Below are 22,565 nucleotides of genomic sequence, written 5' to 3'. Positions count from 1 at the left end.
TAAGAGAAATGGCTGTACCGAAGAGAAAAACAAGCCCGTCCAAGCGCGGTATGCGCCGTTCGGCAGACGCACTGAAGGCTCCGACTTACGTCGAAGACAAGAACTCCGGCGAGCTGCGCCGCCCGCATCATATCGACCTGAAGACCGGTATGTATCGCGGCCGCCAGGTTCTGACGCCGAAGGAAAGCGCATAATTTCCCGATCCGGCTTGTCCGATCGAAAGTTTTAAGGCCGGCGTCACGCCGGCCTTTTGCATTTCGACGATATAATATTTGCAATGACTTGCGGTGGGGCAACGACTTACGGCAGTATTCTTTCGGCGCCGAGGAGATTTGCCGATGATAAATGCCATGCCCCTGATGATTATTCCGTTTATTCTGTACAATCTGGCGATGCTGGGCCTGATGGGCGATGGCGGCATTCCGGCACTGCAGCATGATATCATCGTGTTGTCGATGATCTCGGGCGCGATCTGGAGCATGGCGCTCGGCGATCTTTTCATCGTCATCGCACTTGTCGTGCTGTTCTTCGAAATCCTCAAAGCGACCAGAACCGGTCCCGGCAATCTCGTCAACCACATATTGTCGATGCTGGTCTTCATCGCCTTCCTGGTCGAGTTTTTGCTCGTCCGGGATGCTGCGACGCAGGTATTCTTCATTTTGATGACGATCGCTCTGATCGATGTCATCGGCGGTTTTGCCGTGTCGATCCGAAGCGCCGGGCGGGATGTCTCGATCGGACTATAGGTTGTCGAGCTTGTTCTGAAGAGCGCGGAGCTGTTCCTTCAACTCGTCGATATCCTTGGCCTCGGCCTTGCGGCTTTCCTTGGCAGGCGGCGTCATGAAGGGCGAAAACATCTGCATCGCCTGCTGAAACAGCTCGGTGTTGCGGCGAACATGGTCCTCGACCATCTGCATCGGCAACTGCAGGTTCTTGCCGAGCGGCGTTTCGCCGAAAGCGCGGGTCACCTGCTCGCGCATCTGGGCCTGTTGTTCGGTGAAGGAGCGCATCGAATGTTCGAGAAAGCTCGGCACGACCATCTGCATCTGATCGCCGTAATAGGTGATGAGCTGACGCAGGAAGGAGATCGGGAGCAGTGTGTTTCCGGTCTTCGATTCCTGTTCGAAGATGATCTGGGTCAGCACCGAATGGGTGATGTCATCTCCGCTTTTTGCATCCTGTACGGTAAATTCTTCACCCTTCTTCACCATCTCCGCCAGGTCTTCCAGTGTCACGTAAGTGCTGGTGCCTGTGTTGTACAGGCGGCGATTGGCGTATTTCTTGATAACAATCTGACCCTCATGCTTCGCCATATCAGTCTCCTGAACCCCCGTCTGATTTATGGATATTCCTCCACTTCAGACTGTAAACGCAAAAGAAGGCCGGTGACAATCTCTTTGTGCGATGCGGCAAACCTTTCACAGAGCAGATGAATCGGGCTTTCGCGGGCTGCTGCCGAAAAATGACGGCAGCCGGTCTTCGCGTTTGACTTGTGCTCCAAGCTTTGCCAGTTTCCACTTATGTAAGTGAGACGAAAACGAGGAGCGTCCCCATGAGCAATCCATCCATCGTCATCGCCAGCGCAGGGCGAACAGCAGTCGGCGCCTTCAACGGCGCTTTCGCGACGGTTCTCGCGCATGAGCTCGGGGCGGCCGTCGTCAAGGGCGCGCTCGAGCGCGCCGGCGTCGATGCCGGCGAGGTGGATGAGGTGATCCTCGGCCAGGTGCTTTCCGCCGGCGAGGGCCAGAACCCGGCTCGCCAGGCGGCAATGAAGGCCGGCATTCCGAAGGAAGCGACGGCCTGGGGCGTCAATCAGCTTTGCGGCTCGGGCCTGCGCGCGGTTGCGCTCGGCATGCAGCAGATCGCCACCGGCGACGCCAAGATCATCGTTGCCGGCGGCCAAGAATCCATGTCGATGGCCCCGCATGCCGCGCATCTGCGCGGCGGCGTCAAGATGGGCGACATGAAGATGATCGACACGATGATCAAGGACGGCTTGACCGACGCTTTCTACGGCTACCACATGGGCATCACTGCCGAGAATGTTGCGCGCCAGTGGCAGCTTTCGCGCGACGACCAGGATCAATTCGCCGTCAGCTCGCAGAACAAGGCGGAGGCAGCGCAGAAGGCCGGTCGCTTTGTCGACGAGATCATCCCCTACGTCATCAAGACACGTAAGGGCGACGTCACGGTCGATGCTGACGAATATATCCGTCACGGCGCCACGCTGGAAGCTATGGGGAAATTGCGCCCAGCCTTCGACAAGGACGGCACGGTCACGGCCGCGAATGCGTCCGGCCTCAACGACGGTGCCGCTGTGGCGGTGCTGATGAGCGAGGCGGAGGCAGTCCGGCGCGGCATCCAACCGCTCGCCCGCATCGTTTCCTGGGCAACGGCGGGTGTCGATCCGCAGATCATGGGCACCGGACCGATCCCGGCTTCGCGCAAGGCGCTCGAGAAGGCCGGCTGGTCGGTGAGCGATCTTGATCTCGTCGAAGCCAACGAGGCCTTCGCGGCGCAAGCCTGCGCCGTCACCAAGGATCTCGGATGGGATCCGTCGATCGTCAACGTCAACGGCGGGGCGATCGCGATCGGCCATCCGATCGGCGCCTCCGGCGCGCGCGTTCTCAACACGCTGCTGTTCGAAATGAAGCGCCGCGGCGCCAAGAAGGGTCTTGCCACGCTTTGCATCGGGGGCGGCATGGGTGTGGCCATGTGCTTTGAAGCGCTTTAAATAGCATACAATCCATGATTGATTGAAAATCTCGCCACGCGGCGGGGCAAAAGACAAAAGGGGAGCGGAGCATGAGCAGAGTGGCTGTGGTCACCGGGGGTACACGTGGCATCGGCGCGGCAATATCCATGGCACTGAAAAACGCCGGATACAGGGTCGCGGCCAGCTATGCGGGCAACGACGAGAAGGCCAAAGCCTTCCATGATGTCACCGGCGTTCCAGTGTTCAAATGGGATGTTTCGGATTACCTCGCTTGCGGCGAGGGAATTGCCAGGATCGAAAACGAGATCGGGCCTGTCGAAATCCTCGTCAACAATGCCGGCATCACCCGCGACGCGATGTTCCACAAGATGACGCAGCAGCAGTGGCACGAGGTGATCAATACCAACCTCACCGGCCTGTTCAACATGACGCATCAGGTCTGGACCGGTATGCGCGACCGCAACTTCGGCCGTATCGTCAATATTTCGTCGATCAACGGGCAGAAGGGCCAGATGGGCCAGGTGAATTATTCGGCGGCCAAGGCGGGTGATCTCGGCTTCACCAAGGCGCTGGCCCAGGAAGGGGCGAACAAGAACATCACCGTCAACGCCATTTGCCCCGGTTATATCGGAACGGAAATGGTGCTTGCCGTGCCGGAGAAGGTGCTGAATGAACGCATCATTCCGCAGATCCCCGTCGGTCGTCTCGGCGAACCGGAAGAGATCGCGCGCTGCGTCACCTTCCTCGTCTCCGACGATGCCGGCTTCATCACCGGTTCGACGCTGACGGCCAATGGTGGGCAGTACTTCGCCTAGGCCACAATACGGATTATACGCAGATTCAAAGCGAGGCGAGTCTGGCAGGGCGCGCCTCGCTTATTTTATTTGCTGGATCAGGAGCGGCGGTCGGCGTTCGGAATGTCGCTGTGTCCGAACCTCGACCGTCCGATCTTGGCCGGCACTTTGCGCAGCAAGCGATCTTTGCTGCTGAGGGCTGATATCGCGGTCGTCAGGAAAGCCGAGGCTATGAGAATGGCGACGAGGGAATTCAGAAAAATCTGGATCATGGAAACGTTCCTTTCCGGTGCGCCGGGCGGCTCTGCCTGCTCATTGCGCTCGTGAAGGAAATATGCGCCTGCCCGTTGGGCGGCGGTAGATTTGACTTTCGCAACCGATTGTCAACGTCTCGTTGACGGATAGGACCGGCAAAGAAAACGGGCGCCGAAGCGCCCGTCGGGAGTCCGATATGCTTTTGCCGATTAGCGGCAACGAGCCTCGTAGCGGCGGCCGTAGCGGTCGCGATAGACGCAGTAGCCACGGCGTTCGACCGAATGACCGATCAGAGCACCGGTCAGACCGCCGGCAACGGCGCCGACGGCTGCGCCGCCCCAGCTGTTGGTGACGACACCGCCGATAACCGCACCGGTGCCGGCGCCGATCGCCGTACCTTGCTCGGTCGCTGTGCAGGATGCCAGAGCGCCGACGAGCGCACCAATAAGAACAATCTTCTTCATCATGTCGTAACTCCCCAGGTTAGTAGGCCTTTAGACGCGGCCCATGAGTACAAGGATAATGATAATGACGAGAACTAGCCCCAAACCGCCAGAAGGTCCATAGCCCCAGCCGCGGCTGTAACCCCAATTCGGCAGGGCTCCGATCAGAAGCAGAATAAGGATAATAAGAAGTATCGTGCCGAGCATGTGCGTTCCCTTCATTTCATCTGCAATTCGAATGGACGAGAAACACTTATTGGCGATTTTTGTTCCCGGCTAAGCTCTCGAAATGTGACGAAACCTTGTTTGTAGTTTTCTGAGGCGCATGGCCGCTTTCGCAAACGCTCGGCAGCATCGGTCGAATTCGACCATTCCGGGAAATCACCTGTATGGTTAAAAACTCGTTTAAATACAATATGTTGCGGTGAACAAAGCGGGAAAATCGTGATGTCGCCGATTCGTCAGCGATTCGTTCCCTCTTTGATCGGCGCCTGCACTCGGCACCCCTATCGGCTGCCGCAGTTTAACGCGATCTGAATCCGGCTCCCGAAAGATTAATGCCGGTGCGGCGAGGTGGAATGAAGGCCCCTGCCGCCGATCCGCATCTAGCGCCCGGACCCGAAGCCGCTACCAGATGTGGCCGCGAACGAAAGGCGAAAACGGCTGAGTCATCGATTCGTCTCCGATTCGTTCCGGCTTTGGTCGAGAGGTTAATTTCGGGCGGATTTTCGCCTGTTCAAGATCGGGCGGGAATCGGTCACTCACGATGGCGAAAATGCGAACAAGAGAGAGTCTCATGATTCAGCATCTAGTGGGAAAAAGTGATTCAAAATCAATACTTAGCCGTGAACAAAAGCTGAATCAGCTGGAGTCACCGATTCGTCGCTGATTCGTTCTCACGCTGTTCCGAATCGGAAATTCGGGCGTTCCACGGGACTCGCAAAGGTCGTAATCCCCGAGGCATTTTGAAATCTGCCCTTGCGTTTGCGGCGGCAGCTGTCCATGTGTTCTCTGGCTTCCATCGAGGAGCCGAGATTTTCCTGGGGCCACCCGCCTCATTTGCATGGACTTATGACTCTGACTTCGCAGCCGATGATTCTGAGTGGGCGCGGTGTGACCGCGGTGCTCGGGCCGACCAATACCGGCAAGACCCATTATGCCATCGAGCGCATGGTCGCGCACGGGACGGGCGTGATCGGCCTGCCGCTCCGGCTGCTGGCGCGCGAGGTCTATACGCGGGTGGTGGAGAAGGTCGGCGCGCAGAATGTGGCGCTGGTCACCGGCGAGGAAAAGATTTCGCCGCCCAATGCGCGTTTTTCCGTCTGCACCGTCGAAGCGATGCCGCGCGAGACCAAAGCCGCCTTCGTCGCGATCGACGAGGTGCAGCTCGCCGGCGATCTCGAGCGCGGCCATATCTTCACCGACCGCATCCTGCATCTTCGCGGCCGCGAGGAAACGCTGCTGCTCGGTGCGGCGACGATGCGGCCGATCCTGCTGCAACTCCTGCCCGGCATCAATATCGTCGAGCGGCCGCGGCTTTCGCATCTTTTCTACGCCGGGCAGAAGAAGATCACCCGGCTGCCGCAGCGTTCGGCCATCGTCGCCTTCTCAGCCGACGAGGTCTATGCCATCGCCGAGCTCATCCGCCGGCAACGCGGCGGGGCGGCGGTCGTGCTTGGCGCGCTCAGCCCGCGCACCCGCAATGCGCAGGTGGCGCTCTATCAGGCAGGCGACGTCGAATATCTGGTGGCGACCGATGCGATCGGCATGGGCCTCAACCTCGATGTCGATCACGTTGCCTTTGCCCAGGACCGGAAGTTCGACGGTTACCAGTTCCGCAATCTCAATCCAGGCGAACTCGGCCAGGTCGCCGGGCGCGCCGGGCGGCACGTGCGGGACGGGACCTTCGGCGTCACCGGACAGGTCTCGCCCTTCGACGATGAGCTGGTGCAGCGCATCGAGGGGCACGAGTTCGACAACGTCAAGGTTTTGCAGTGGCGGACGACGGAGATGGACTTCTCCTCAATCGCATCGCTGCGCGCCAGCCTTGAGGTGGGACCGCGCGTGCCGGGGCTGACGCGGGCGCTGCCTGCCGTCGACCAGCAGGCGTTGGAACAGCTTTCGCGCTATCCCGAGGTCATCGATCTCGCCGACAGGCCGGCGCGCGTTGAAAAACTCTGGGAGGCTTGCGCACTTCCCGACTATCGGCGTATCACCCCAGCACAACATGCCGATCTTATCGCGACCCTCTTTTCCGATCTCGTCCGCTATGGCACGGTGAACGAGCAGTTTCTTGCGGAGCAGGTTCATCGCTCCGATCGAACAGATGGGGAAATTGACACGCTTTCGGCGCGAATCGCGCAGATAAGGACCTGGACCTACGTTTCGAATCGGCCCGGTTGGCTTGCCGATCCGACACACTGGCAGGAAAAGACGCGGGAAATCGAAGATCGATTGTCCGACGCGTTACATGAAAGGTTGACGAAACGCTTTGTTGATCGCAGGACATCTGTGCTCATGAAGCGCCTGAGAGAGAATGCGATGCTGGAAGCTGAAATCAGTGTGAATGGCGATGTCTTCGTTGAAGGACATCATGTAGGGCAGTTGAGCGGATTCCGTTTCACGCCGGTGGCGGGAACGGACGGACCGGATGCCAAGGCGGTTCAGGCTGCGTCGCAGAAGGCGCTCGGGCTCGAGTTCGAAGCCCGCGCGGCCCGGATGCATGCCGCCGGCAACAGCGATCTGGTGATCGGTTCGGATGGGTTGATCCGTTGGCTGGGCGACCCGGTGGCGCGGCTTTCGGGCAGCGATCACATCATGCGTCCGCGCGTGATCCTGCTGGCCGACGAACAACTGACGGGCAATGCCCGTGATCACGTCGCCGCCCGCATCGAGCGCTTCGTCAATCATCATATCAGCACGGTGCTGAAGCCGCTCGATGATCTGTCGCGTGCCGAGGACCTGCAGGGTCTCGCCAAGGGACTTGCCTTCCAGCTCGTCGAGAATCTCGGGGTGCTCTTCCGCCGCGACGTGACCGAGGAGGTGAAGTCGCTGGACCAGGAGGCCCGTGCCTCCATGCGCCGCTACGGCGTGCGTTTCGGCGCCTATCATATCTTCGTTCCGGCGCTTCTGAAGCCGGCCCCGGCCGAGCTCATCACGCTGCTCTGGGCGCTGAAGAATGACGGTCTCGACAAGGCGGGCTATGGCGATCTCATTCCGGTGCTTGCCGCCGGCCGCACCTCCGTCGTCACCGATCCGAGCTTCGAGCGGATGTTCTACAAGCTCGCCGGCTTCCGTTTCCTCGGCAAGCGTGCCGTGCGCATCGACATTCTGGAACGGCTTGCCGACATCATCCGGCCGCTGCTGCAATGGAAGCCCGGTCAAAACAACCGTCCGGAGGGCGCCTATGACGGCCGCCGCTTCACGACGACGACGGCGATGCTGTCGATCCTCGGTGCGACGCTCGAGGACATGGAAGAAATCCTCAAGGGTCTCGGCTATCGCGCCGATGCCGTGAAGGCGGAAGAGGCATCGGTACATCTTGCGACGCAGGATGCGGCCTCAGTGCCTGCTGCCACTGCGGAAACGCCTGCGGAAGAGACAGCCGAAAAGGCCGACCACGACGATGCCGACGGTGCGGCGGAAGAGACTGCTGCCGAAGCGTCTGCAACCGAGGCGGCTCCGGCAGCTGCTGACGCGCCCGTGGCCGAAGCGGTCCAAACCCCCGCTCCGGTCGAAGCGATCGAGGCATCGGCTCCGGTGGAAGCGTCTAAAGAAGCAGTGCACGCTCCCGAGGAAGCAGCGCCTGCTCCTGGGGAAGCCGGCGAGCCGGTGGAACCGAAGCCGGTTCTTCTGTGGCGTCTCGGCGGCCGCAACGACAATCAGCGCCAGGCGCGCGGCGGTCATGGCGAACGCCGTGGCGGCCAGGGCGAGCAGCGCGGTCAGAACCAGGAACGCGGCGACCGCAATCGCCGGCCCGGCGGCGGTGAAGGCGGCGAGGGCAATCGCGGCGGCGAAGGCCGTGACAACAATCGCCAGAACCGCGGTAAGGACGGTGGTGGTCGCGACGGCGGCCGGCCGCAGCAGGCAAGGGGCGACCGCAACAACCAACCACGGGGCGACCAGCCGCGTGGTGACCGGCAGGACCGCGGCGATCGCAAGGATCGCGGTGACCGCAACGATCGCAATGACCGCAACAACAATCGCGGCGGCTCGCAGCCGCTGCGCTTCGAGGCCAAGCCGCCGCGCAAGGAGAAGCCGATCGATCCGGATTCGCCTTTCGCCAAGCTCGCAGCCCTCAAGGAGCAGATGAAGAAGTAGTCATGAGCGGGGAGACACAGCCGACAAGCGGTTCGCGCCAGCGCATCGACAAGTGGCTGTTCTTCGCGCGCATGGCGAAGTCACGCTCGGTGGCGCAGAGCCATATCCAATCAGGCCATGTGCGCATCAACGGCGAGCGCTGCAGCCAGCCGAGCCAGATGGTCAAGCCGGGTGACCGTATCGAGCTGACGCTGGAGCGGCGCGATGTCGTTCTCGTCGTGCGCCTTGCCGGCGAGCGACGGGGGCCTTACGAGCAGGCGCGCCTGCTTTACGACGACCAATCCCCGCCGCCCGATGAGGCAAAACGTCTCACGCCCTACGAGCAGGCAATCCGGGCGACCGGCACCGGCCGTCCGACCAAAAAGGAAAGACGTGCAATCGACAGGCTGATGTCGGACGAGGATTAGAAAACTCTGTCTGCGGCGGCGGCTTTTGCAGATCGTTTATCCTTGAAATCCGGCGATAAAGCCGATAGGTCACTGACAACCTGCCGGAAGCGTGCTTGCCTCCCAAGCCTGCTCACGCTTTTCCTCCGGCACGGGGATAGGCGCGACGTTCCAGGTTGCCCGGCCCCATCCGCATGGAAATCCTGGAGTTCTTCATGACCTATGTCGTGACCGACAATTGCATCAAGTGCAAATACACCGATTGCGTGGAAGTCTGCCCTGTCGACTGCTTCTATGAGGGCGAGAATTTCCTCGTCATCCATCCTGACGAATGCATCGATTGCGGCGTCTGCGAACCGGAATGTCCCGCCGAGGCGATCAAGCCCGATACCGAGCCTGGCCTCGACAAATGGCTGAAGATCAACACCGAATACGCGACGATCTGGCCGAATATTACGGTCAAGAAGGAGCCGTTGCCTGAGGCCAAGGACATGGATGGCGAGACCGGAAAATTCGAGAAGTATTTCTCGGAGAAGCCTGGTTCCGGCGATTGAAACAGTGCCTACATTCGGTCGCCGGATTCGGGCGACCGCGGGCCGAAACGTTTTAAAAGTTGCGTGAGGCATATGGGTGACATGTGTTGCCCGCATGACTCAAGCGAAGCAAATTATTGATTTCCTCATATTTTTATGATAGGTTTCGGCTACTGTTCCATTTGTGGCATGACGCATGCCCAAAACCATCACGAAAGCAAAACAAATCCGTACGCGGTTTCCGTGACATATCAACGCTTTGAGCGCCGGGTCCCAAGATCGCGCGCAAGAAGTCTTTGCTTTTGCCCGATGGGATCAGAGTGAAGTCACCCGACGGATACTACCGTCTCACCCGGGCCTGACTGACCCGGCTCCGGCCGCCGCCGGAAGCGTAACAGGGAGTTTTTGAATAGAATGACGACTCAGCAGAAAAAGCCTTCTACAGCACGTCACGGCTTCAAGACCGGTGAATCGATCGTCTACCCCGCTCATGGCGTCGGTACCATCACCGCTATCGAAGAGCAAGAAGTTGCCGGCATGAAGCTCGAACTTTTCGTTATCGATTTCGAGAAGGACAAGATGCGTCTGAAGGTTCCGGTTGCGAAGGCCATGAGCATCGGTATGCGCAAGCTTTCGGAAACGGATTTCGTCGAGCGTGCATTGAAGGTCGTGCAGGGCAAGGCGCGTGTCAAGCGCACCATGTGGTCCCGCCGCGCCCAGGAATATGATGCGAAGATCAATTCCGGCGACCTGATTTCCATCGCTGAAGTGGTGCGTGATCTCTATCGTGCCGAGAACCAGCCCGAACAGTCCTATTCGGAGCGCCAGCTCTATGAGGCTGCGCTCGACCGCATGGCGCGCGAAATCGCCGCTGTCAACAAAATGTCGGAAACCGAAGCCGTCCGTCTGGTCGAGACCAATCTCAACAAGGGTCCGAAGCGCGGCAAGGCGATTGAAGAAGACGATTCGCAGGACGAAGCCGCATAAAGCGACCCTGTTTTTCTGTCAAAAAACCCGGCCTTCGTGCCGGGTTTTTTTATTGGAACTTTTTCCCGACTGCCGCGTTTATCATACGTAATTGCGGACTGCTCGTCGGGCAATGGCCTCAACGAGCGAACTGCTGTTCCGTCAATGTTCAATGAGGAGCGGATCATGCCTTTTCTATATTGCCCATCCGGCAAGGTGAAGAAACAGGTCCGGCCCAGCCGTCTTACCGGCACATGATGAAAAATAGGGCCTCCCCCTGAAAAGTCCAGGGGCGAGGCTTTTATGCATTCAGAACCCATTCAATCCGGACAGCGATGTTCCGGAATATGAGTTTTATTGTTCATTTCAGGGCGAGAGGCCTGCTTCGGGAGATCGAAATGAAGAACATGTCTGCAGATCGGCGCATGATCAAAATCGCGATGGCCGCCCCCTATCTTGCCCGTCAGGAAGAGCACGATCTCGCCACCCGCTGGAAGGATCACGACGACCGCGGTGCGCGCAACCAGATCGCCATGGCCCATATGCGCCTCGTCATATCCATGGCCGGCAAGTTCCGCAATTTCGGCCTGCCGATGAGCGATCTGGTGCAGGAAGGCTATGTCGGCCTGCTGGAGGCCGCCGCCCGCTTCGAGCCGGAACGCGACGTGCGTTTTTCGACCTATGCAAGCTGGTGGATCCGGGCTTCGATCCAGGATTATATCCTGCGCAACTGGTCGATCGTGCGTGGTGGCACGAGTTCCGCGCAAAAAGCGCTGTTCTTCAATCTGCGTCGTCTGCGCGCCAAGCTCGCCAAGGGTGACACACAGCTGACGCTGCAATCCATTCACCAGGAAATCGCTGCGGCCCTCGGCGTCAGCCTCGCCGATGTGCAGACGATGGATGCCAGGCTTTCCGGCAACGACGCTTCGCTGCAGGCGCCTTCGGTCTCCGGCGATGCCGAGAGCGCGGAGAAGATGGACTTCCTCGTCAGCGACGATCCTCTGCCGGACGAGCAGGTTTCCAACATGATCGACGGCGAGCGCCGCCGCGTCTGGCTCGCCTCGGCGCTGAAACATCTCAACGAACGCGAGATGAAGATCATTAGCGCCCGGCGTCTGGCGGAAGACGGTGCGACACTTGAAGAACTCGGTGCCGATCTCGGCATTTCCAAGGAACGTGTGCGTCAGATCGAAAGCCGGGCGATGGAAAAACTCCGCAGCGCCCTCGTCAGCGCCGATCCGCATATGGCGGCCTACGCTTGAACCTAAAGCGCGTCGAGATCTTTCAGATTCGCCGGTCGCGCTTTAGGTGTTTGTTTTATGCATGTCGTGATCGCAAAACCGCTGCACGGTTTTACGCGACATGCTTGTCCCCTCCAGCAGCACAGACTGGCCCGGCGTAAGCCGGGCCTTTTTTATTCGGCGATGATTTTGACGCGATCGCCTGTTGAAACGGCTGCACCCGTGGGCAGGGCGTTGATGAGCTTGAAGAGATCGAGCTTGCGGTCTGTGCCCATCATGCGGGCGGCGAGCGTCGAGATATTCTCACCCGGCCGGACGGTGACGACGCGGATACGCAGCGGCTTCAGCGATGCCGCCTCTGCCGGCGTCATGCGCCGGAAACTCGCGCGTAGCACATTGGCCGTTGGCTCGAGGGCGTCGCTGCCTTTCGGCACGGCGGTCAGGAAACGGAAGATCTGCGAATTGTTGCGGATCACAGTGACATCGAAATCCCAGCGGTCGGCGCTGGCGCGCGCGGTGGCTGCTTCCAGGCCGTTGATGGTGATCGGTTGGATGGTCGACGGGTCGAGTCCGGTTACCCAGCCGCTGGAGATATAGTTGGTGAGGCTCTGGTTCTGATTGTCGGCGACGCCGTCGAAGCGGACGGCGATGTCGTTCGGACCGGTGGCCATCACGGCCTCGACCTTGTTGTCGATGTGGAAATCCGGCGGCACGTCGAAGCGGATACCGAGGCCGCCATGCAGGAAGGTCTGGCCGCGCACATAACCTTCTTCCGGGCTGTCGCCGTAGAGCAGTCCGTCTATGCCGTCGAGATAATAATCGCGGCCCTTGTCGCCGACTGAGCCTTCCTGGCCGAAGGCGCGGGCGTGGGTGCGGGCAAGCTCTATGCGCTGCGCCGAATTCGGATGGCTCGACAGGAAGTCGAGGCTCTGGTCGGCTTCGGGATCAACCGACATGAAGCGACTGTAAGCCGCCATGGAATCGAGGAAACGGGCAGCGGCATAGGGGTCATAGCCAGCTTCGCCGAGCATGCGCACACCGATGACATCGGCCTGCAGCTCCTGCTGGCGGGAGAAGGCGGCGAGCCGCAGCTTGCCGCGGGCAAGTGCCTGCTTGCCGGCGATGTCGCTGGAAAGAACTTCGGCGACGACGCGACTGGCAATGACCTCAGCCTCTTCGCGCTTCTGCCGCTCGATGCCGTGGTTTGCCGTCACATGGCCCATTTCGTGCGATAGCACGGCGGCAACTTCCGAGGCGTCGTTGGCAAGGGCGAGCAGGCCGCGGGTGACGTAGAGATAACCGCCCGGCAGCGCAAAGGCGTTGATCGCCGGCGAATTCAGGATGGTGATGCGGTAGGACTGGCTCGGATTTTCCGACACCGCCGTCAGTGCGCCGGCGATGCGGGCGACGAGGCGTTCGGTTTTGGCGTCCTTGTATTCGCCGCCGTAGCTTGCCACGATGCGCGGATGCTCGCGGGCGCCCATCGCCGCGCGCGGGTCGTTCTTCTGCACCTCGTCGACGATCTGTGGATTGGAAGACGGCGAAACACTCGGCTGATAGGATTGGTCGATCAGCGTTTGGCAGCCATTCAGCGCCATTGCGACGGCCGAAAGCAGCATCAGGCGACGCGCGAAGCGCCGCGGCGCGGAGATGGCATCACTGGAAAGCGCGGGCGATTTCCACGTCGTCAAGCTGTCCAGTCTGTTTCTCCGCATCATGTCGCTGTTTTGCCGGTTTGCCGCAGATTCGGACCGACCATGGCAAAGGGAATTCAACAGGTGCGCACCCCTGATCTCGCGCTGCACAATCGGCCGATACAAGTCTTTGCTGTAGCTGATTTACGCATCGGTTGCATAGCGAGACTCTGCTTAAATGTGGCGCCGTTGCATTTTGGCAAGCCTCAGGCATTAAGGCCTCCCTTCGCTCGGATGAAATTATGGCGAAAGTTCCGTCACAAAGCGGAGATTCGTCGACGGCGCGGAAAAAGAACGGGCCGATTGAAATAACCAGCTCGACAGCGACAGTCTTGCGTGAAAATTGCAACCAGTAATGTGCTTTTGGTGAAGGAACGCCTCTTGGTAAGGCATTTCCGCGGGGCGATTCGACTATTCGGCAGCTTCCGCCGTCGCCGGTTGCGGCTTCGTCGTCTCGCCGGCGCGGGGCAGTTGCACAGGCTTCAGCATGATGGCGGCCGCAAGGCCGATCAGCGCAATGGCGCAGGAGGTCATGAAGAGCGGCGAGAAGGCAGCGGCATAGGTATCGGCGACGGCCTGGCGGCTCGCTTCGGGAAGGGCGGCCATCATTTTCGGCGTCAGCTGCTCGATATCGGCGACGCCGGGAATGGAGACGCCGACCTTGCCGAGCTCAGAGGCGATGATGGCGCCGTAGATGGAAATAGCGATCGAGGCGCCGCCCATGCGCGACAGCGTCACCGAGCCGGTGGCGGCGCCGACGTCGCGGGCCGGTGCTGCATTCTGTACGCCGATGACGGGAACCTGCTGGGCAAGGCCGATGCCGATGCCGTGCAGCATCATGATCGCGCCGATGAAGACGATCGGTGTTCCGGCGTGGATATGCGACATCAGGGCAAAGGCGGTGGCACTGCAGGTGAGGCTTGCGATGGCGAAGGGCTTGTAGCGCCCCGTCTTCGAGATGATCCGGCCTGCTGTCAGCGATCCGCAGACGAGGCCGCCGGTCAGGAGGATGAAGAGCAGGCCGGCGGCCGACGGCGAAAGGCCGGTCGTGGTCTGCAGGAAGAGAGCGAGATAATTGACCATGCCGATGGCGATGGCGCCGCCCATGATCGAGATCACCAGGAGCAGGCTGAAGGTCGAATTGCGAAACAGCTGCAGGGGAACGATCGGCTCCGGCGCGCGGCGCTCGACGAACACCCAGGTGACGGCGCAGATGACGCCGAAGGCGACGATGCCGATGCTCTCAGGCGAGATCAATGCGCCGAACAGTTCGCTGCTGTCGGTGGCAAGCACGATGCTTGTCGTCGTCATGGCAAGCAGGAGCGCACCGGCATAATCGATCTTGGGGCGGCGATGCGGTTTGCGGTAGGGCAGCATGAAGGCAAGGCCGGTGAGCACGAGGAAGCCGATCGGCACGTTGACGAGGAAGATCGAGCGCCAGCCGAAGAGATCGCTCATCGTGCCGCCGAGCACAGGGCCGATCGCGCCCGATGCCATCAGCACGAGGCTGGAATAGCTTTGGTAGCGAGCCCGCTCGCGCGGCTCGAAGAGATCGGCGTTGACGGCGAAGATCGACACCATGATGCCGCCGCCGCCAAGGCCCTGCAGCACGCGGGCGGCGATCAGCGTATTCATCGAGACCGCAAGGCCGCAGACCGCCGAGCCGACGGTGAAGATCATGATCGCCGTCATCATCACGTATTTGCGGCCGAACAAGTCGCCGAGCTTGCCATAGAGCGGCATGACGGCGCTCAGCGACAGGAGATAGGCCGAGCCGATCCAGCCGAAGCGCTCGAGGTGGCCGAATTCGCCGACGATCGTCGGCAGAGCCGTGGAGACGATCTGATTATCAAGCGTCGCCATGAACATGGCGGTCATCAGGAAAAAGAAGAGGATAAGCCGGCGACGAGGATCCGTCACGAGCGGCGCAGGCGCGAGTTGCATATCCATGGGAGGCATCGTTCCGGGTTGATGTGCTTTTATGTGCTAACAGCATATAGTTGTCAATGGCACATTAATGACATCGGCATATTCAATTTTCGAATCGGCTCTGTTATGGTCCTGTGATGAGCGAAGTCCTGACCAAGACCCTTTCTGCGGAGCCGGCCGAGCCGGATCGTGAAAACGTGCCGCGTATCGGCCGGAGCATGGCGCGCATGCGGCTGATGACCGGGCGGCGGCTGATCGGCCGGCTGGCGATCCAGAGTGCTGCACCAGGCCTTGAGCTTTCGCATCTCGACGTGCTCGATGCCGTGCGGAGGGCGCAGCCTGCCGGCGAGGTCACGGTCGGCATGATCGCGGAGATGCTGCGCATCGATCCGTCACGGGCAAGCCGGGTGGTCGCCGACATGGTCGGGCGCAACGTGCTGCGCCGCGAGGCCTCGCAGGCCGATGCGCGGCGGATCGTCGTCGTCATGACCGAGGTCGGCCAGGACCTGCTTGCCGAGATCGTCGCGCAGAAGCTTGCGATCATTTCCGAGATCGTTTCCGACTGGCCGCAGGAAGATGTCGAGCGCTTCGCAGCGCTTTTCGAGCGCTTCATCGGCGGCTACGAGGCGGTTTTCCTGTCGCGCGACAAGGATACGCCGGGCTAGGCGGCAGTTCAAAGTGATCGGGCGTCCTGTTGGTGTTGGACGCGCAGCGCTTTCAGGCAAGCGGCGCCCCTTCCCCTCGACCCCCCGTTTGCGCTAAGGGCAATGCCCATGAGCCAATCCACCTTCACCATTCTCCTTGGCGGCGAACTCAGCCTGACGGAGCGCCTGCGCCATGCCATCGCCGACAGCCGCTTCATTGCGGCCGATGGCGGCATGCGGCATGCGGCAGCACTCGGTATTACGCCGGAGCTCTGGGTCGGTGATTTCGATTCGACGCCGGCCGATCTCGCGGATGCATTTCCCAATGTGCCGAAACAGCCTTATCCGGCAGCGAAGGCGGCGACGGACGGCGAAATCGCCGTGGCGGAAGCAATCGCGCGGGGCGCGCGGCGGCTCATCCTCGCCGGCGCGCTCGGCGGCGAACGCTCCGACCATGCGCTTCAGCATCTGCTGTCGGCTGTCAGCCTGGCGGAAGAGGGTTTTGACCTGCTGCTGACCTCGGGCAAGGAAGAGGCAGTGCCGCTGGTTGCCGGTACGATCGAACTGGACCTTCCCAAGGGCAGCCTGTTTTCCGTGCCCGGATTCAGCGAGCTGAGAGGGCTTACCATCGAGAATGCGCGTTATCCGCTGGCGGATTTCCATCTGCCTTTCGGCTCGTCGCGCACCATTTCCAATGTTGCGGAAGGCAAGGTTCGCTTTTCGCTCCGCAGCGGCCGGGCAATCGTGCTCGCCCGGCCCTATGATCTTTCCGGAGTCTGATTTTTGGCCCCTCCCATCCTGAAACTCGACGATATCTTCCTGAGCTTCGGCGGCGCACCGCTTCTGGCCGGTGCTGGCCTGCAGATCGAGGCCGGTGACAAAATCTGTCTCGTCGGGCGTAACGGCTCGGGAAAATCGACGCTGCTGAAGATTGCCGCCGGCCTGGTCGAGGCGCAGTCCGGCGAGGTCTTCCGTCATCCGTCCTCGACGGTGCGCTATCTCGAACAGGCCCCGGATTTTGCCGGCTTCAACACGGTGCAGGCCTATGCCGAGGCCGGCCTCGGGCCGGGCGATGACCCCTATCGTGTCACCTATCTGCTGTCGCATCTCGGGCTGACCGGCGATGAAGACCCCAGAATGCTGTCCGGTGGCGAATCGCGGCGCGCTGCCCTTGCCCGGGTTATGGCACCGGAGCCGGACATTCTTCTGCTCGACGAACCGACCAACCATCTCGACCTGCCGACCATCGAATGGCTGGAAGGCGAGCTGCAAAAGACGCGCAGCGCCTTGGTGCTGATCTCGCACGACCGGCGTTTCCTCGAAAAGGTCTCGACGGCAACCGTCTGGCTCGACCGCGGCACCTCGCGCCGGCTCGACCGTGGCTTTGCGCATTTCGAAGCCTGGCGCGACCAGGTGTTGGAGGCCGAGGAACTGGAGCAGCACAAGCTCGGCAAGTCGATCGAGCGCGAGGAGCACTGGCTGCGCTATGGCGTCACGGCGCGGCGCAAGCGCAACATGCGCCGTCTCGGCGAGCTGCAGACGATGCGCTCGAACTATCGCGGCCATAAGGGGCCGCAGGGCACGGTGCAGGCGACGGTTTCGGACGCGCAGGAATCCGGCAAGCTGGTGATCGAGGCCGACAAGATCACCAAGAGCTTCGGCGAGCGGGCAATCGTCACGCCGTTTTCGATCCGTGTGCATCGCGGCGACTGCATTGGTCTCGTCGGACCGAACGGCGCGGGCAAGACGACGCTGCTGAAGATGCTGACCGGGCAGCTTTCGCCCGATAGCGGCACGGTGAAGCTCGGCACCAATCTGGAGATCGCGACGCTCGACCAGAAACGCGAGGATCTCGACCCCGAGGATACGCTTGCCAATTATCTGACGGACGGGCGCGGCGAAAACCTGCTCGTCAACGGCGAGCAGCGCCACGTCACCGGCTACATGAAGGAATTTCTGTTCCAGCCGGAACAGGCGCGTACGCCGATCAGAAACCTCTCCGGCGGCGAACGCGCCCGGCTGATGCTGGCGCGCATCCTTTCGCGCCCGACGAACCTCTTGATCCTCGACGAGCCGACCAACGATCTCGATATCGAAACGCTCGATCTCCTGCAGGAGATTGTCGCCGGCTTTCCCGGCACCGTCATTCTCGTCAGCCATGACCGCGATTTTCTCGACCGCACCGTGACCTCGACGATCGCACCCGCCGTGCCGGATGCGCCTGATGGCCGCTGGATCGAATATGCCGGCGGCTACTCGGACATGCTTGTGCAACGCAAGGGCGCACTCGAGGAGCGCAGAAAAGCCGAGAGGGCGGCGGAGAAGCCGAAGACGCAGGAGGCACCAGCGTCAGGCAGCTCGAAGGTCAAGCTCTCCTTCAAGCAGAAATTCGCACTGGAAAACCTGCCGAAGGAAATGGCGAAGGCCGAAGCCGAAATCGCCAAGCGCGAACAGGTGATGGCAGATCCCAATCTTTTCACGCGCGATCCGGCAGCCTTCAACCGGCTTGCCAGCGAGATGGAAAAACTGCGCGCCGGCCTGACAAAGATGGAAGAGGAGTGGCTGGAGCTCGAAATGCTGCGGGAAGAGCTGGAAGGCTGAGATTTTCTCGAGGCTGAAGGCTCACTTTTCCTTGATTCGTCAGTGTGTCGTCCTGCGGCATAAGGTGCCGTCCGGCAGCCGGGGATATTGCCGATCGCAATGGCGACAAGGAAAAGTCATATGTCTCGCAAGCCCTATTCCGGAATTTTCACGGCGTTTGTCGCCGGCAGCCTCGCGACGCTTGCCCTGTCGCAAGCCGCACAGGCGCAGGATGCCCAGCGCATTCGTGTTCGCGGCGCAATCGAAAGCCTCAGCGGCGATACGCTCGTCGTCAAGACGCGCGAGGGCAGCGATGCGACGATCACGCTGAAATCTGGCTGGAAGGTCGGCGGCATCAAGAAAGCCTCGGTCGAGGATATCAAGCCCGGCGATTTCGTCGGCGTCGCTTCACTTCCGAAGGGCACAGGCCCGGACGGGGCGATCGAGGTGCTGATCTTTCCGGCGTCGATGAAGGGAACCGGTGAGGGCAACCGTCCCTGGGATGCGCAGCCGAACAGCCAGATGACCAATGCGACCGTCAGCAATGCCGTCAAGTCCGTGGACGGCCACACGATCACGCTGACCTATCAGGGCAAGGAAAAGACCATCGCGATTGCCGATGGCACGCCGATCGTGACGTTGGCGCCTGCGACCAAGGATGATCTGAAGCCCGGCGCCGGCGTCGTCATCACCGGCGAGAAGGCGGCGGACGGCAGCATCTCGGCCAGCCAGATCGCCGTAGGCCTCAACGGCATCACGCCGCCGATGTGACCAGCGGCTCAAATCCTTGTCTTATGCATGCCGTCATCCCAAAACCGCTCCACACTTTTTGGGCGGCATGCATTAAAGCGCCGGTGCGGGCACGGCGGCAGCGCCCGCACTGGCGCTGGCGCCGGTCTGGACGACAGGCGACTCCTCGGATGCTGACGGCAGCGCCTGCAGATGCAGCACGCGCGGCTTCAGCGCCTCGAGAAAGGCCTCGGAGCGGCCGATATAGATCATGCCGCTTTCGGGCATCAAGGTGAGCAGTTTGGCCATTGTTTCCTGCAATTCCGGCTCCATGCCTTCCAGCACTTCGTCGAAGATGATCCAGCGCGGGCGCACGAGTAGGAGGCGGGCAAATCCGATCGCTTTCTGCTGGTCGCTGTCGAGCAGCTTGTCCCAGCGGGCGCGGGTTTCGAGCCTTGCGATCAGCGAATGGAGACCAACCTTGTCGAGGGCCGCCTCGACGGCGGCTTTCTCGTAGGCTTCGGGACGTTCGGGAAAGGCCAGCGCCTCGCGCAGTGAGCCGCCGGGGACATAGGCGAGCTGGGGAACAAAGAGCATGTCGTCGATTGGCGGCAGGCCTATCGTGCCGCTGCCGCACGGCCAGAGGCCGGCCATCGCCTGGAAGAGCAGCTTGCGATTGACGCTGTGATCGCCGTTGATCATGATTTTTTCGCCGGCCTTGATCACGACATTGGTTTCACGCAGACGGAAACCGCCGCATTCCTCGATGTCTTCGCCGATCTTGGCGACGATCACCACGTCCTTCAGCGTCAGCGTGTCGGGCGCGGCGTTTTCATAGGCGATGCTGTCCTTGAGGTCGACGTCCTCTTCCATGTCGACCAGCGCCTGGCGGAAATCGGTGACGCGCATCAGCGTGGCGCGCCATTCGGCGATCGGGCCGAAATTGGAGACATACCAGCGCAGCGCCGTGTTGACCTGGTTGAAGGCACCGACGGACATCATCAACTGGCCGAGGGTGAGACCGCCGGAGAAATAAGCGGGGGCGGCCACGATGATCGGGATGACGAGCACCAGCCAGCCATAACCGGCCGAAACCCAGGTGAGATTGGTATTGGCCATGGCAAGCCGCTTGACGACTGTCAGCACCGAGCTGATATCGGTGTTGATGCGCCGGCGCTCGTTCTCCTCGCCGCGGGCGACGGTGATCGCCGGCATGTTCTCATTGGCATGCATCAGCGTGAAGCGAAGCTCGGCCTCCTTCGAAAAGCGGTCGGCATTGAGCTTGACCAGCTTGCGACCGACGACCTGGCTCAGCACCGAGGCAGAAGCGGCATAGAAAATCGCCGCCCAGACCATGTAGCCCGGAATGGAGAAGCTATGGCCGCTGATGCGGAAGATGAAGCCGCTCGAAAGCTCCCAGAGAACGCCGATGAAGCTCACCAGAAGAATGGTCGACTGCAGCAGGCCGAGAACCAGCCCTGTCGTGCTTTCGGCAAGGTTGCGGGAATCCTCGTGCAGACGCTGGTCCGGATTGACGCCGATCAGGCCGCTGGAAGCGAGCCGCAGCGCCCGCTTGCGCTTCAGCCACTGGTCGACGAGATCGCGTGACAGGCCTTCGCGCATATAGAGCGCCGTCATCTGGTTCAGCCAGGCCTGCAGCACGTTGAGCAGCAGCAGTGTGCCGGCGATCATCGCAAAGATTTCGAGTTGGTGGAAGAATTCGCCGAGGTCGCGGCGCTCCAGCGAGTCATAGAAGGGCGCATTCCACTCGTTCAAGATGACCTGGCCGTAGGACGTCGCCAGGATAACGAGGATCAGCACGGTCGCCAGAAACAGCACCCTGCCACGTACTTCCGAATTCCAGAATGCTGAGAACATGACGCCGAGGCGATATGTCAGGCTGAAATCATACCCTACCCTATCCTGCCTCCGGATGCCCGGCCTCCCCTCGATCTTATCTGCCATTACGCTTTTCCAAATCGCCCATGCCCCTATAAATAACATGGTGGCGTTACGGGTCTATCAACAGATTCTATCATTCATTAAACTGTGATGATGCAGCAGAGGTCACTTGACTGCAGTCGACAGTTGATTCGCGACCCGACTGGGTCTAATTAAAGCGCTCCGTGGTGATTTGGCCGGCCGGCTTGCAGCCACGTTAAAAAAGTCGCTAAAGGGCCGCGTGCGGACCGGTAGCGATTTTTTTCGCCGCCGGTTTTTGTTTTTGATCGAGTGACCGCTATGCCCATCAAGATCCCCGATACGCTGCCCGCCTTCGAAACCCTGGTTCAGGAAGGTGTGCGGGTGATGACCGAGACGTTGGCGATCCGTCAGGATATCCGACCGTTGCAGATCGGGCTGCTCAACCTCATGCCGAACAAGATCAAGACCGAACTGCAGATGGCGCGTCTCGTCGGCGCCTCGCCGCTGCAGGTGGAACTGTCGCTCATCCGCATCGGCGGCCATAAGGCGAAAAACACGTCCGAGGATCATCTGCTTGCCTTCTACCAGACCTGGGAGGAGGTAAAACACCGCAAGTTCGACGGCTTCATCATCACTGGGGCGCCGATCGAGCTTTTGCCCTATGAGGACGTCACCTATTGGCCGGAGATGCAGGAGATTCTCGACTGGACGGAAACGAATGTCCATTCGACGATGAACGTCTGCTGGGGCGCGATGGCGGCGATCTATCATTTTCACGGCGTTCCGAAATACGAGCTGAAAGAGAAGGCCTTCGGGGTCTACCGTCACCGGAACCTGAAACCTTCCTCGATCTATCTCAACGGCTTTTCCGACAATTTCGAAGTGCCGGTGTCGCGCTGGACCGAAGTGCGTCGCGCCGATATCGAGAAATCCGAAAGCCTGGAGATCCTGATGGAATCAGCCGAGATGGGTGTGTGCCTCGTGCACGAGAAGAGAGGCCGGCGGCTCTACATGTTCAACCATGTCGAATATGATTCCACCTCGCTTTCCGACGAGTATTTCCGCGACGTCAATACCGGCGTGCCGATCAAGATGCCGCACAATTACTTCCCGCATAACGATCCGGCGCTTGCGCCGCAGAACCGCTGGCGCAGCCATGCGCATCTCTTGTTCGGCAACTGGATCAACGAAATCTACCAGACGACGCCCTTTGATGTGGAAGAGATCGGCACGGACCTCTGACCGTTGCCGATCGCCCCTCGAGCCGGCCGCCGCATCACCGCTGCGGCATTTTCTTTCCGATCCGCCGGTTGCGGATTGAAGCAAATGCGGGCAGGTTCCTGTCCTGAACCCTACCACACCGCGCGTCTTCATCGGACGTGCAATGCACACTTTGAATCGCTGCAAATTCC

21 protein-coding genes and 1 riboswitch are annotated in these 22,565 nt (G+C 60.7%); of the genes, 14 read left to right on the top strand and 7 right to left on the bottom strand.

Translation table 11 applies throughout. From position 1 onward, the window contains the following. The first annotated feature begins 8 nt into the window (after positions 1-8). Together rpmF and CUJ84_RS21730 are read left to right on the top strand one after the other, a co-directional pair. Complete coding sequence (gene rpmF / locus CUJ84_RS21735) at positions 9-194, top strand: 50S ribosomal protein L32 (RefSeq protein WP_003543812.1); 186 nt, start codon at positions 9-11, stop codon at positions 192-194. Between the two features lie 144 nt (positions 195-338). After that, positions 339-746 (top strand): hypothetical protein, encoded by a 408-nt coding sequence (locus CUJ84_RS21730; protein WP_105007701.1) that lies wholly within the window; start codon positions 339-341, stop codon positions 744-746. Here the strand turns inward: CUJ84_RS21730 and phaR are convergent. Further along, on the bottom strand, positions 741-1,313 hold the full coding sequence (phaR, locus tag CUJ84_RS21725) for a polyhydroxyalkanoate synthesis repressor PhaR (RefSeq protein WP_003543798.1): 573 nt from the start codon (positions 1,311-1,313) through the stop codon (positions 741-743). The two genes, CUJ84_RS21730 and phaR, sit on opposite strands and share 6 nt — an antisense overlap. 239 nt (positions 1,314-1,552) lie before the next feature. Between phaR and CUJ84_RS21720 the strand changes: the two genes are divergently transcribed. Continuing rightward, positions 1,553-2,734, top strand: coding sequence for an acetyl-CoA C-acetyltransferase (locus CUJ84_RS21720; protein ID WP_027682425.1), 1,182 nt, complete (start codon positions 1,553-1,555; stop codon positions 2,732-2,734). Between the two features lie 71 nt (positions 2,735-2,805). After that, complete coding sequence (locus CUJ84_RS21715; RefSeq protein WP_105007700.1) at positions 2,806-3,531, top strand: beta-ketoacyl-ACP reductase; 726 nt, start codon at positions 2,806-2,808, stop codon at positions 3,529-3,531. A 77-nt stretch (positions 3,532-3,608) separates the two neighbouring features. Here CUJ84_RS21715 and CUJ84_RS38390 read toward each other — a convergent pair whose 3' ends face one another. The 3 genes from CUJ84_RS38390 to CUJ84_RS21705 form a co-directional block, all read right to left on the bottom strand. Beyond that, entirely contained in the window at positions 3,609-3,782 is a 174-nt protein-coding gene (locus CUJ84_RS38390) for a hypothetical protein (RefSeq protein WP_199788746.1), read from the bottom strand. A 192-nt stretch (positions 3,783-3,974) separates the two neighbouring features. After that, on the bottom strand, positions 3,975-4,232 hold the full coding sequence (locus tag CUJ84_RS21710) for a YMGG-like glycine zipper-containing protein (RefSeq protein ID WP_018244057.1): 258 nt from the start codon (positions 4,230-4,232) through the stop codon (positions 3,975-3,977). Between the two features lie 27 nt (positions 4,233-4,259). Next, positions 4,260-4,415: a DUF3309 family protein gene (locus tag CUJ84_RS21705; RefSeq protein ID WP_071414346.1), complete on the bottom strand. Its 156-nt coding sequence runs from the start codon at positions 4,413-4,415 to the stop codon at positions 4,260-4,262. An 864-nt stretch (positions 4,416-5,279) separates the two neighbouring features. On the opposite strand from CUJ84_RS21705, the gene CUJ84_RS21700 reads away from it, so the two are divergent. The 5 genes from CUJ84_RS21700 to CUJ84_RS21680 all read left to right on the top strand — a co-directional run bounded on the left by CUJ84_RS21700 (position 5,280) and on the right by CUJ84_RS21680 (position 11,675). Beyond that, positions 5,280-8,528, top strand: coding sequence for a helicase-related protein (locus tag CUJ84_RS21700; protein ID WP_105007699.1), 3,249 nt, complete (start codon positions 5,280-5,282; stop codon positions 8,526-8,528). Positions 8,529-8,530: 2 nt separating this feature from the next. After that, a complete protein-coding gene (locus CUJ84_RS21695) occupies positions 8,531-8,935 on the top strand; it encodes an RNA-binding S4 domain-containing protein (protein ID WP_012759434.1) in 405 nt (134 codons plus the stop codon). 194 nt (positions 8,936-9,129) lie between these two features. Further along, entirely contained in the window at positions 9,130-9,468 is a 339-nt protein-coding gene (fdxA, locus tag CUJ84_RS21690; protein ID WP_012759433.1) for a ferredoxin FdxA, read from the top strand. Positions 9,469-9,861: 393 nt separating this feature from the next. Next, positions 9,862-10,434: a CarD family transcriptional regulator gene (locus CUJ84_RS21685; protein ID WP_003543775.1), complete on the top strand. Its 573-nt coding sequence runs from the start codon at positions 9,862-9,864 to the stop codon at positions 10,432-10,434. Positions 10,435-10,811: 377 nt separating this feature from the next. Continuing rightward, the gene (locus CUJ84_RS21680) at positions 10,812-11,675 is read left to right on the top strand and encodes an RNA polymerase factor sigma-32 (RefSeq protein ID WP_018244054.1); all 864 of its coding nucleotides are present in this window, start codon (positions 10,812-10,814) and stop codon (positions 11,673-11,675) included. Between the two features lie 152 nt (positions 11,676-11,827). Here the strand turns inward: CUJ84_RS21680 and CUJ84_RS21675 are convergent, their stop codons facing one another. After that, positions 11,828-13,372 carry a M48 family metalloprotease gene (locus tag CUJ84_RS21675; RefSeq protein ID WP_105007698.1) on the bottom strand — a complete coding sequence of 515 codons (1,545 nt, stop codon included), beginning with the start codon at positions 13,370-13,372 and terminating at the stop codon, positions 11,828-11,830. Positions 13,373-13,759: 387 nt separating this feature from the next. Further along, complete coding sequence (locus CUJ84_RS21670) at positions 13,760-15,298, bottom strand: MDR family MFS transporter (RefSeq protein WP_105007697.1); 1,539 nt, start codon at positions 15,296-15,298, stop codon at positions 13,760-13,762. Between the two features lie 116 nt (positions 15,299-15,414). Between CUJ84_RS21670 and CUJ84_RS21665 the strand changes: the two genes are divergently transcribed. The 4 genes from CUJ84_RS21665 (at position 15,415) to CUJ84_RS21650 (ending at position 19,272) form a co-directional block, all read left to right on the top strand. After that, positions 15,415-15,942 (top strand): MarR family winged helix-turn-helix transcriptional regulator, encoded by a 528-nt coding sequence (locus tag CUJ84_RS21665; protein WP_027682431.1) that lies wholly within the window; start codon positions 15,415-15,417, stop codon positions 15,940-15,942. A gap of 102 nt (positions 15,943-16,044) precedes the next feature. Further along, entirely contained in the window at positions 16,045-16,701 is a 657-nt protein-coding gene (locus CUJ84_RS21660; protein ID WP_199788745.1) for a thiamine diphosphokinase, read from the top strand. A gap of 3 nt (positions 16,702-16,704) precedes the next feature. Continuing rightward, a complete protein-coding gene (locus CUJ84_RS21655) occupies positions 16,705-18,522 on the top strand; it encodes an ABC-F family ATP-binding cassette domain-containing protein (RefSeq protein WP_105007695.1) in 1,818 nt (605 codons plus the stop codon). 120 nt (positions 18,523-18,642) lie between these two features. Continuing rightward, positions 18,643-19,272: a hypothetical protein gene (locus CUJ84_RS21650; RefSeq protein WP_105007694.1), complete on the top strand. Its 630-nt coding sequence runs from the start codon at positions 18,643-18,645 to the stop codon at positions 19,270-19,272. Between the two features lie 72 nt (positions 19,273-19,344). On the opposite strand, the gene CUJ84_RS21645 is transcribed toward CUJ84_RS21650, so the two are convergent. Beyond that, the gene (locus tag CUJ84_RS21645; protein WP_174826394.1) at positions 19,345-21,234 is read right to left on the bottom strand and encodes an ABC transporter ATP-binding protein/permease; all 1,890 of its coding nucleotides are present in this window, start codon (positions 21,232-21,234) and stop codon (positions 19,345-19,347) included. 112 nt (positions 21,235-21,346) lie between these two features. Next, a riboswitch (SAM riboswitch) is annotated at positions 21,347-21,424 on the top strand. A 47-nt stretch (positions 21,425-21,471) separates the two neighbouring features. On the opposite strand from CUJ84_RS21645, the gene metA reads away from it, so the two are divergent. Then, positions 21,472-22,395, top strand: a complete 924-nt coding sequence (gene metA / locus CUJ84_RS21640) for a homoserine O-acetyltransferase MetA (RefSeq protein ID WP_027682436.1) — start codon at positions 21,472-21,474, stop codon at positions 22,393-22,395. The last annotated feature ends 170 nt before the right edge of the window (positions 22,396-22,565 follow it).

Origin of the sequence: Rhizobium leguminosarum, from assembly GCF_002953715.1 — a bacterium.
Classification (GTDB): domain Bacteria; phylum Pseudomonadota; class Alphaproteobacteria; order Rhizobiales; family Rhizobiaceae; genus Rhizobium; species Rhizobium leguminosarum_V.
Note: the sequence above shows the minus strand (reverse complement) of the source record. Positions and strands in the feature narration are given on the sequence as shown.

Coding starts and splice junctions, on each gene's coding strand:
- rpmF (WP_003543812.1), top strand. CDS start 9: ATGGCTGTACCGAAGAGAAAAACAAGCCCGTCCAAGCGCGGTATGCGC.
- CUJ84_RS21730 (WP_105007701.1), top strand. CDS start 339: ATGATAAATGCCATGCCCCTGATGATTATTCCGTTTATTCTGTACAAT.
- phaR (WP_003543798.1), bottom strand. CDS start 1,313: ATGGCGAAGCATGAGGGTCAGATTGTTATCAAGAAATACGCCAATCGC.
- CUJ84_RS21720 (WP_027682425.1), top strand. CDS start 1,553: ATGAGCAATCCATCCATCGTCATCGCCAGCGCAGGGCGAACAGCAGTC.
- CUJ84_RS21715 (WP_105007700.1), top strand. CDS start 2,806: ATGAGCAGAGTGGCTGTGGTCACCGGGGGTACACGTGGCATCGGCGCG.
- CUJ84_RS38390 (WP_199788746.1), bottom strand. CDS start 3,782: ATGATCCAGATTTTTCTGAATTCCCTCGTCGCCATTCTCATAGCCTCG.
- CUJ84_RS21710 (WP_018244057.1), bottom strand. CDS start 4,232: ATGATGAAGAAGATTGTTCTTATTGGTGCGCTCGTCGGCGCTCTGGCA.
- CUJ84_RS21705 (WP_071414346.1), bottom strand. CDS start 4,415: ATGCTCGGCACGATACTTCTTATTATCCTTATTCTGCTTCTGATCGGA.
- CUJ84_RS21700 (WP_105007699.1), top strand. CDS start 5,280: ATGACTCTGACTTCGCAGCCGATGATTCTGAGTGGGCGCGGTGTGACC.
- CUJ84_RS21695 (WP_012759434.1), top strand. CDS start 8,531: ATGAGCGGGGAGACACAGCCGACAAGCGGTTCGCGCCAGCGCATCGAC.
- fdxA (WP_012759433.1), top strand. CDS start 9,130: ATGACCTATGTCGTGACCGACAATTGCATCAAGTGCAAATACACCGAT.
- CUJ84_RS21685 (WP_003543775.1), top strand. CDS start 9,862: ATGACGACTCAGCAGAAAAAGCCTTCTACAGCACGTCACGGCTTCAAG.
- CUJ84_RS21680 (WP_018244054.1), top strand. CDS start 10,812: ATGAAGAACATGTCTGCAGATCGGCGCATGATCAAAATCGCGATGGCC.
- CUJ84_RS21675 (WP_105007698.1), bottom strand. CDS start 13,372: ATGATGCGGAGAAACAGACTGGACAGCTTGACGACGTGGAAATCGCCC.
- CUJ84_RS21670 (WP_105007697.1), bottom strand. CDS start 15,298: ATGGATATGCAACTCGCGCCTGCGCCGCTCGTGACGGATCCTCGTCGC.
- CUJ84_RS21665 (WP_027682431.1), top strand. CDS start 15,415: ATGAGCGAAGTCCTGACCAAGACCCTTTCTGCGGAGCCGGCCGAGCCG.
- CUJ84_RS21660 (WP_199788745.1), top strand. CDS start 16,045: ATGCCCATGAGCCAATCCACCTTCACCATTCTCCTTGGCGGCGAACTC.
- CUJ84_RS21650 (WP_105007694.1), top strand. CDS start 18,643: ATGTCTCGCAAGCCCTATTCCGGAATTTTCACGGCGTTTGTCGCCGGC.
- CUJ84_RS21645 (WP_174826394.1), bottom strand. CDS start 21,234: ATGTTATTTATAGGGGCATGGGCGATTTGGAAAAGCGTAATGGCAGAT.
- metA (WP_027682436.1), top strand. CDS start 21,472: ATGCCCATCAAGATCCCCGATACGCTGCCCGCCTTCGAAACCCTGGTT.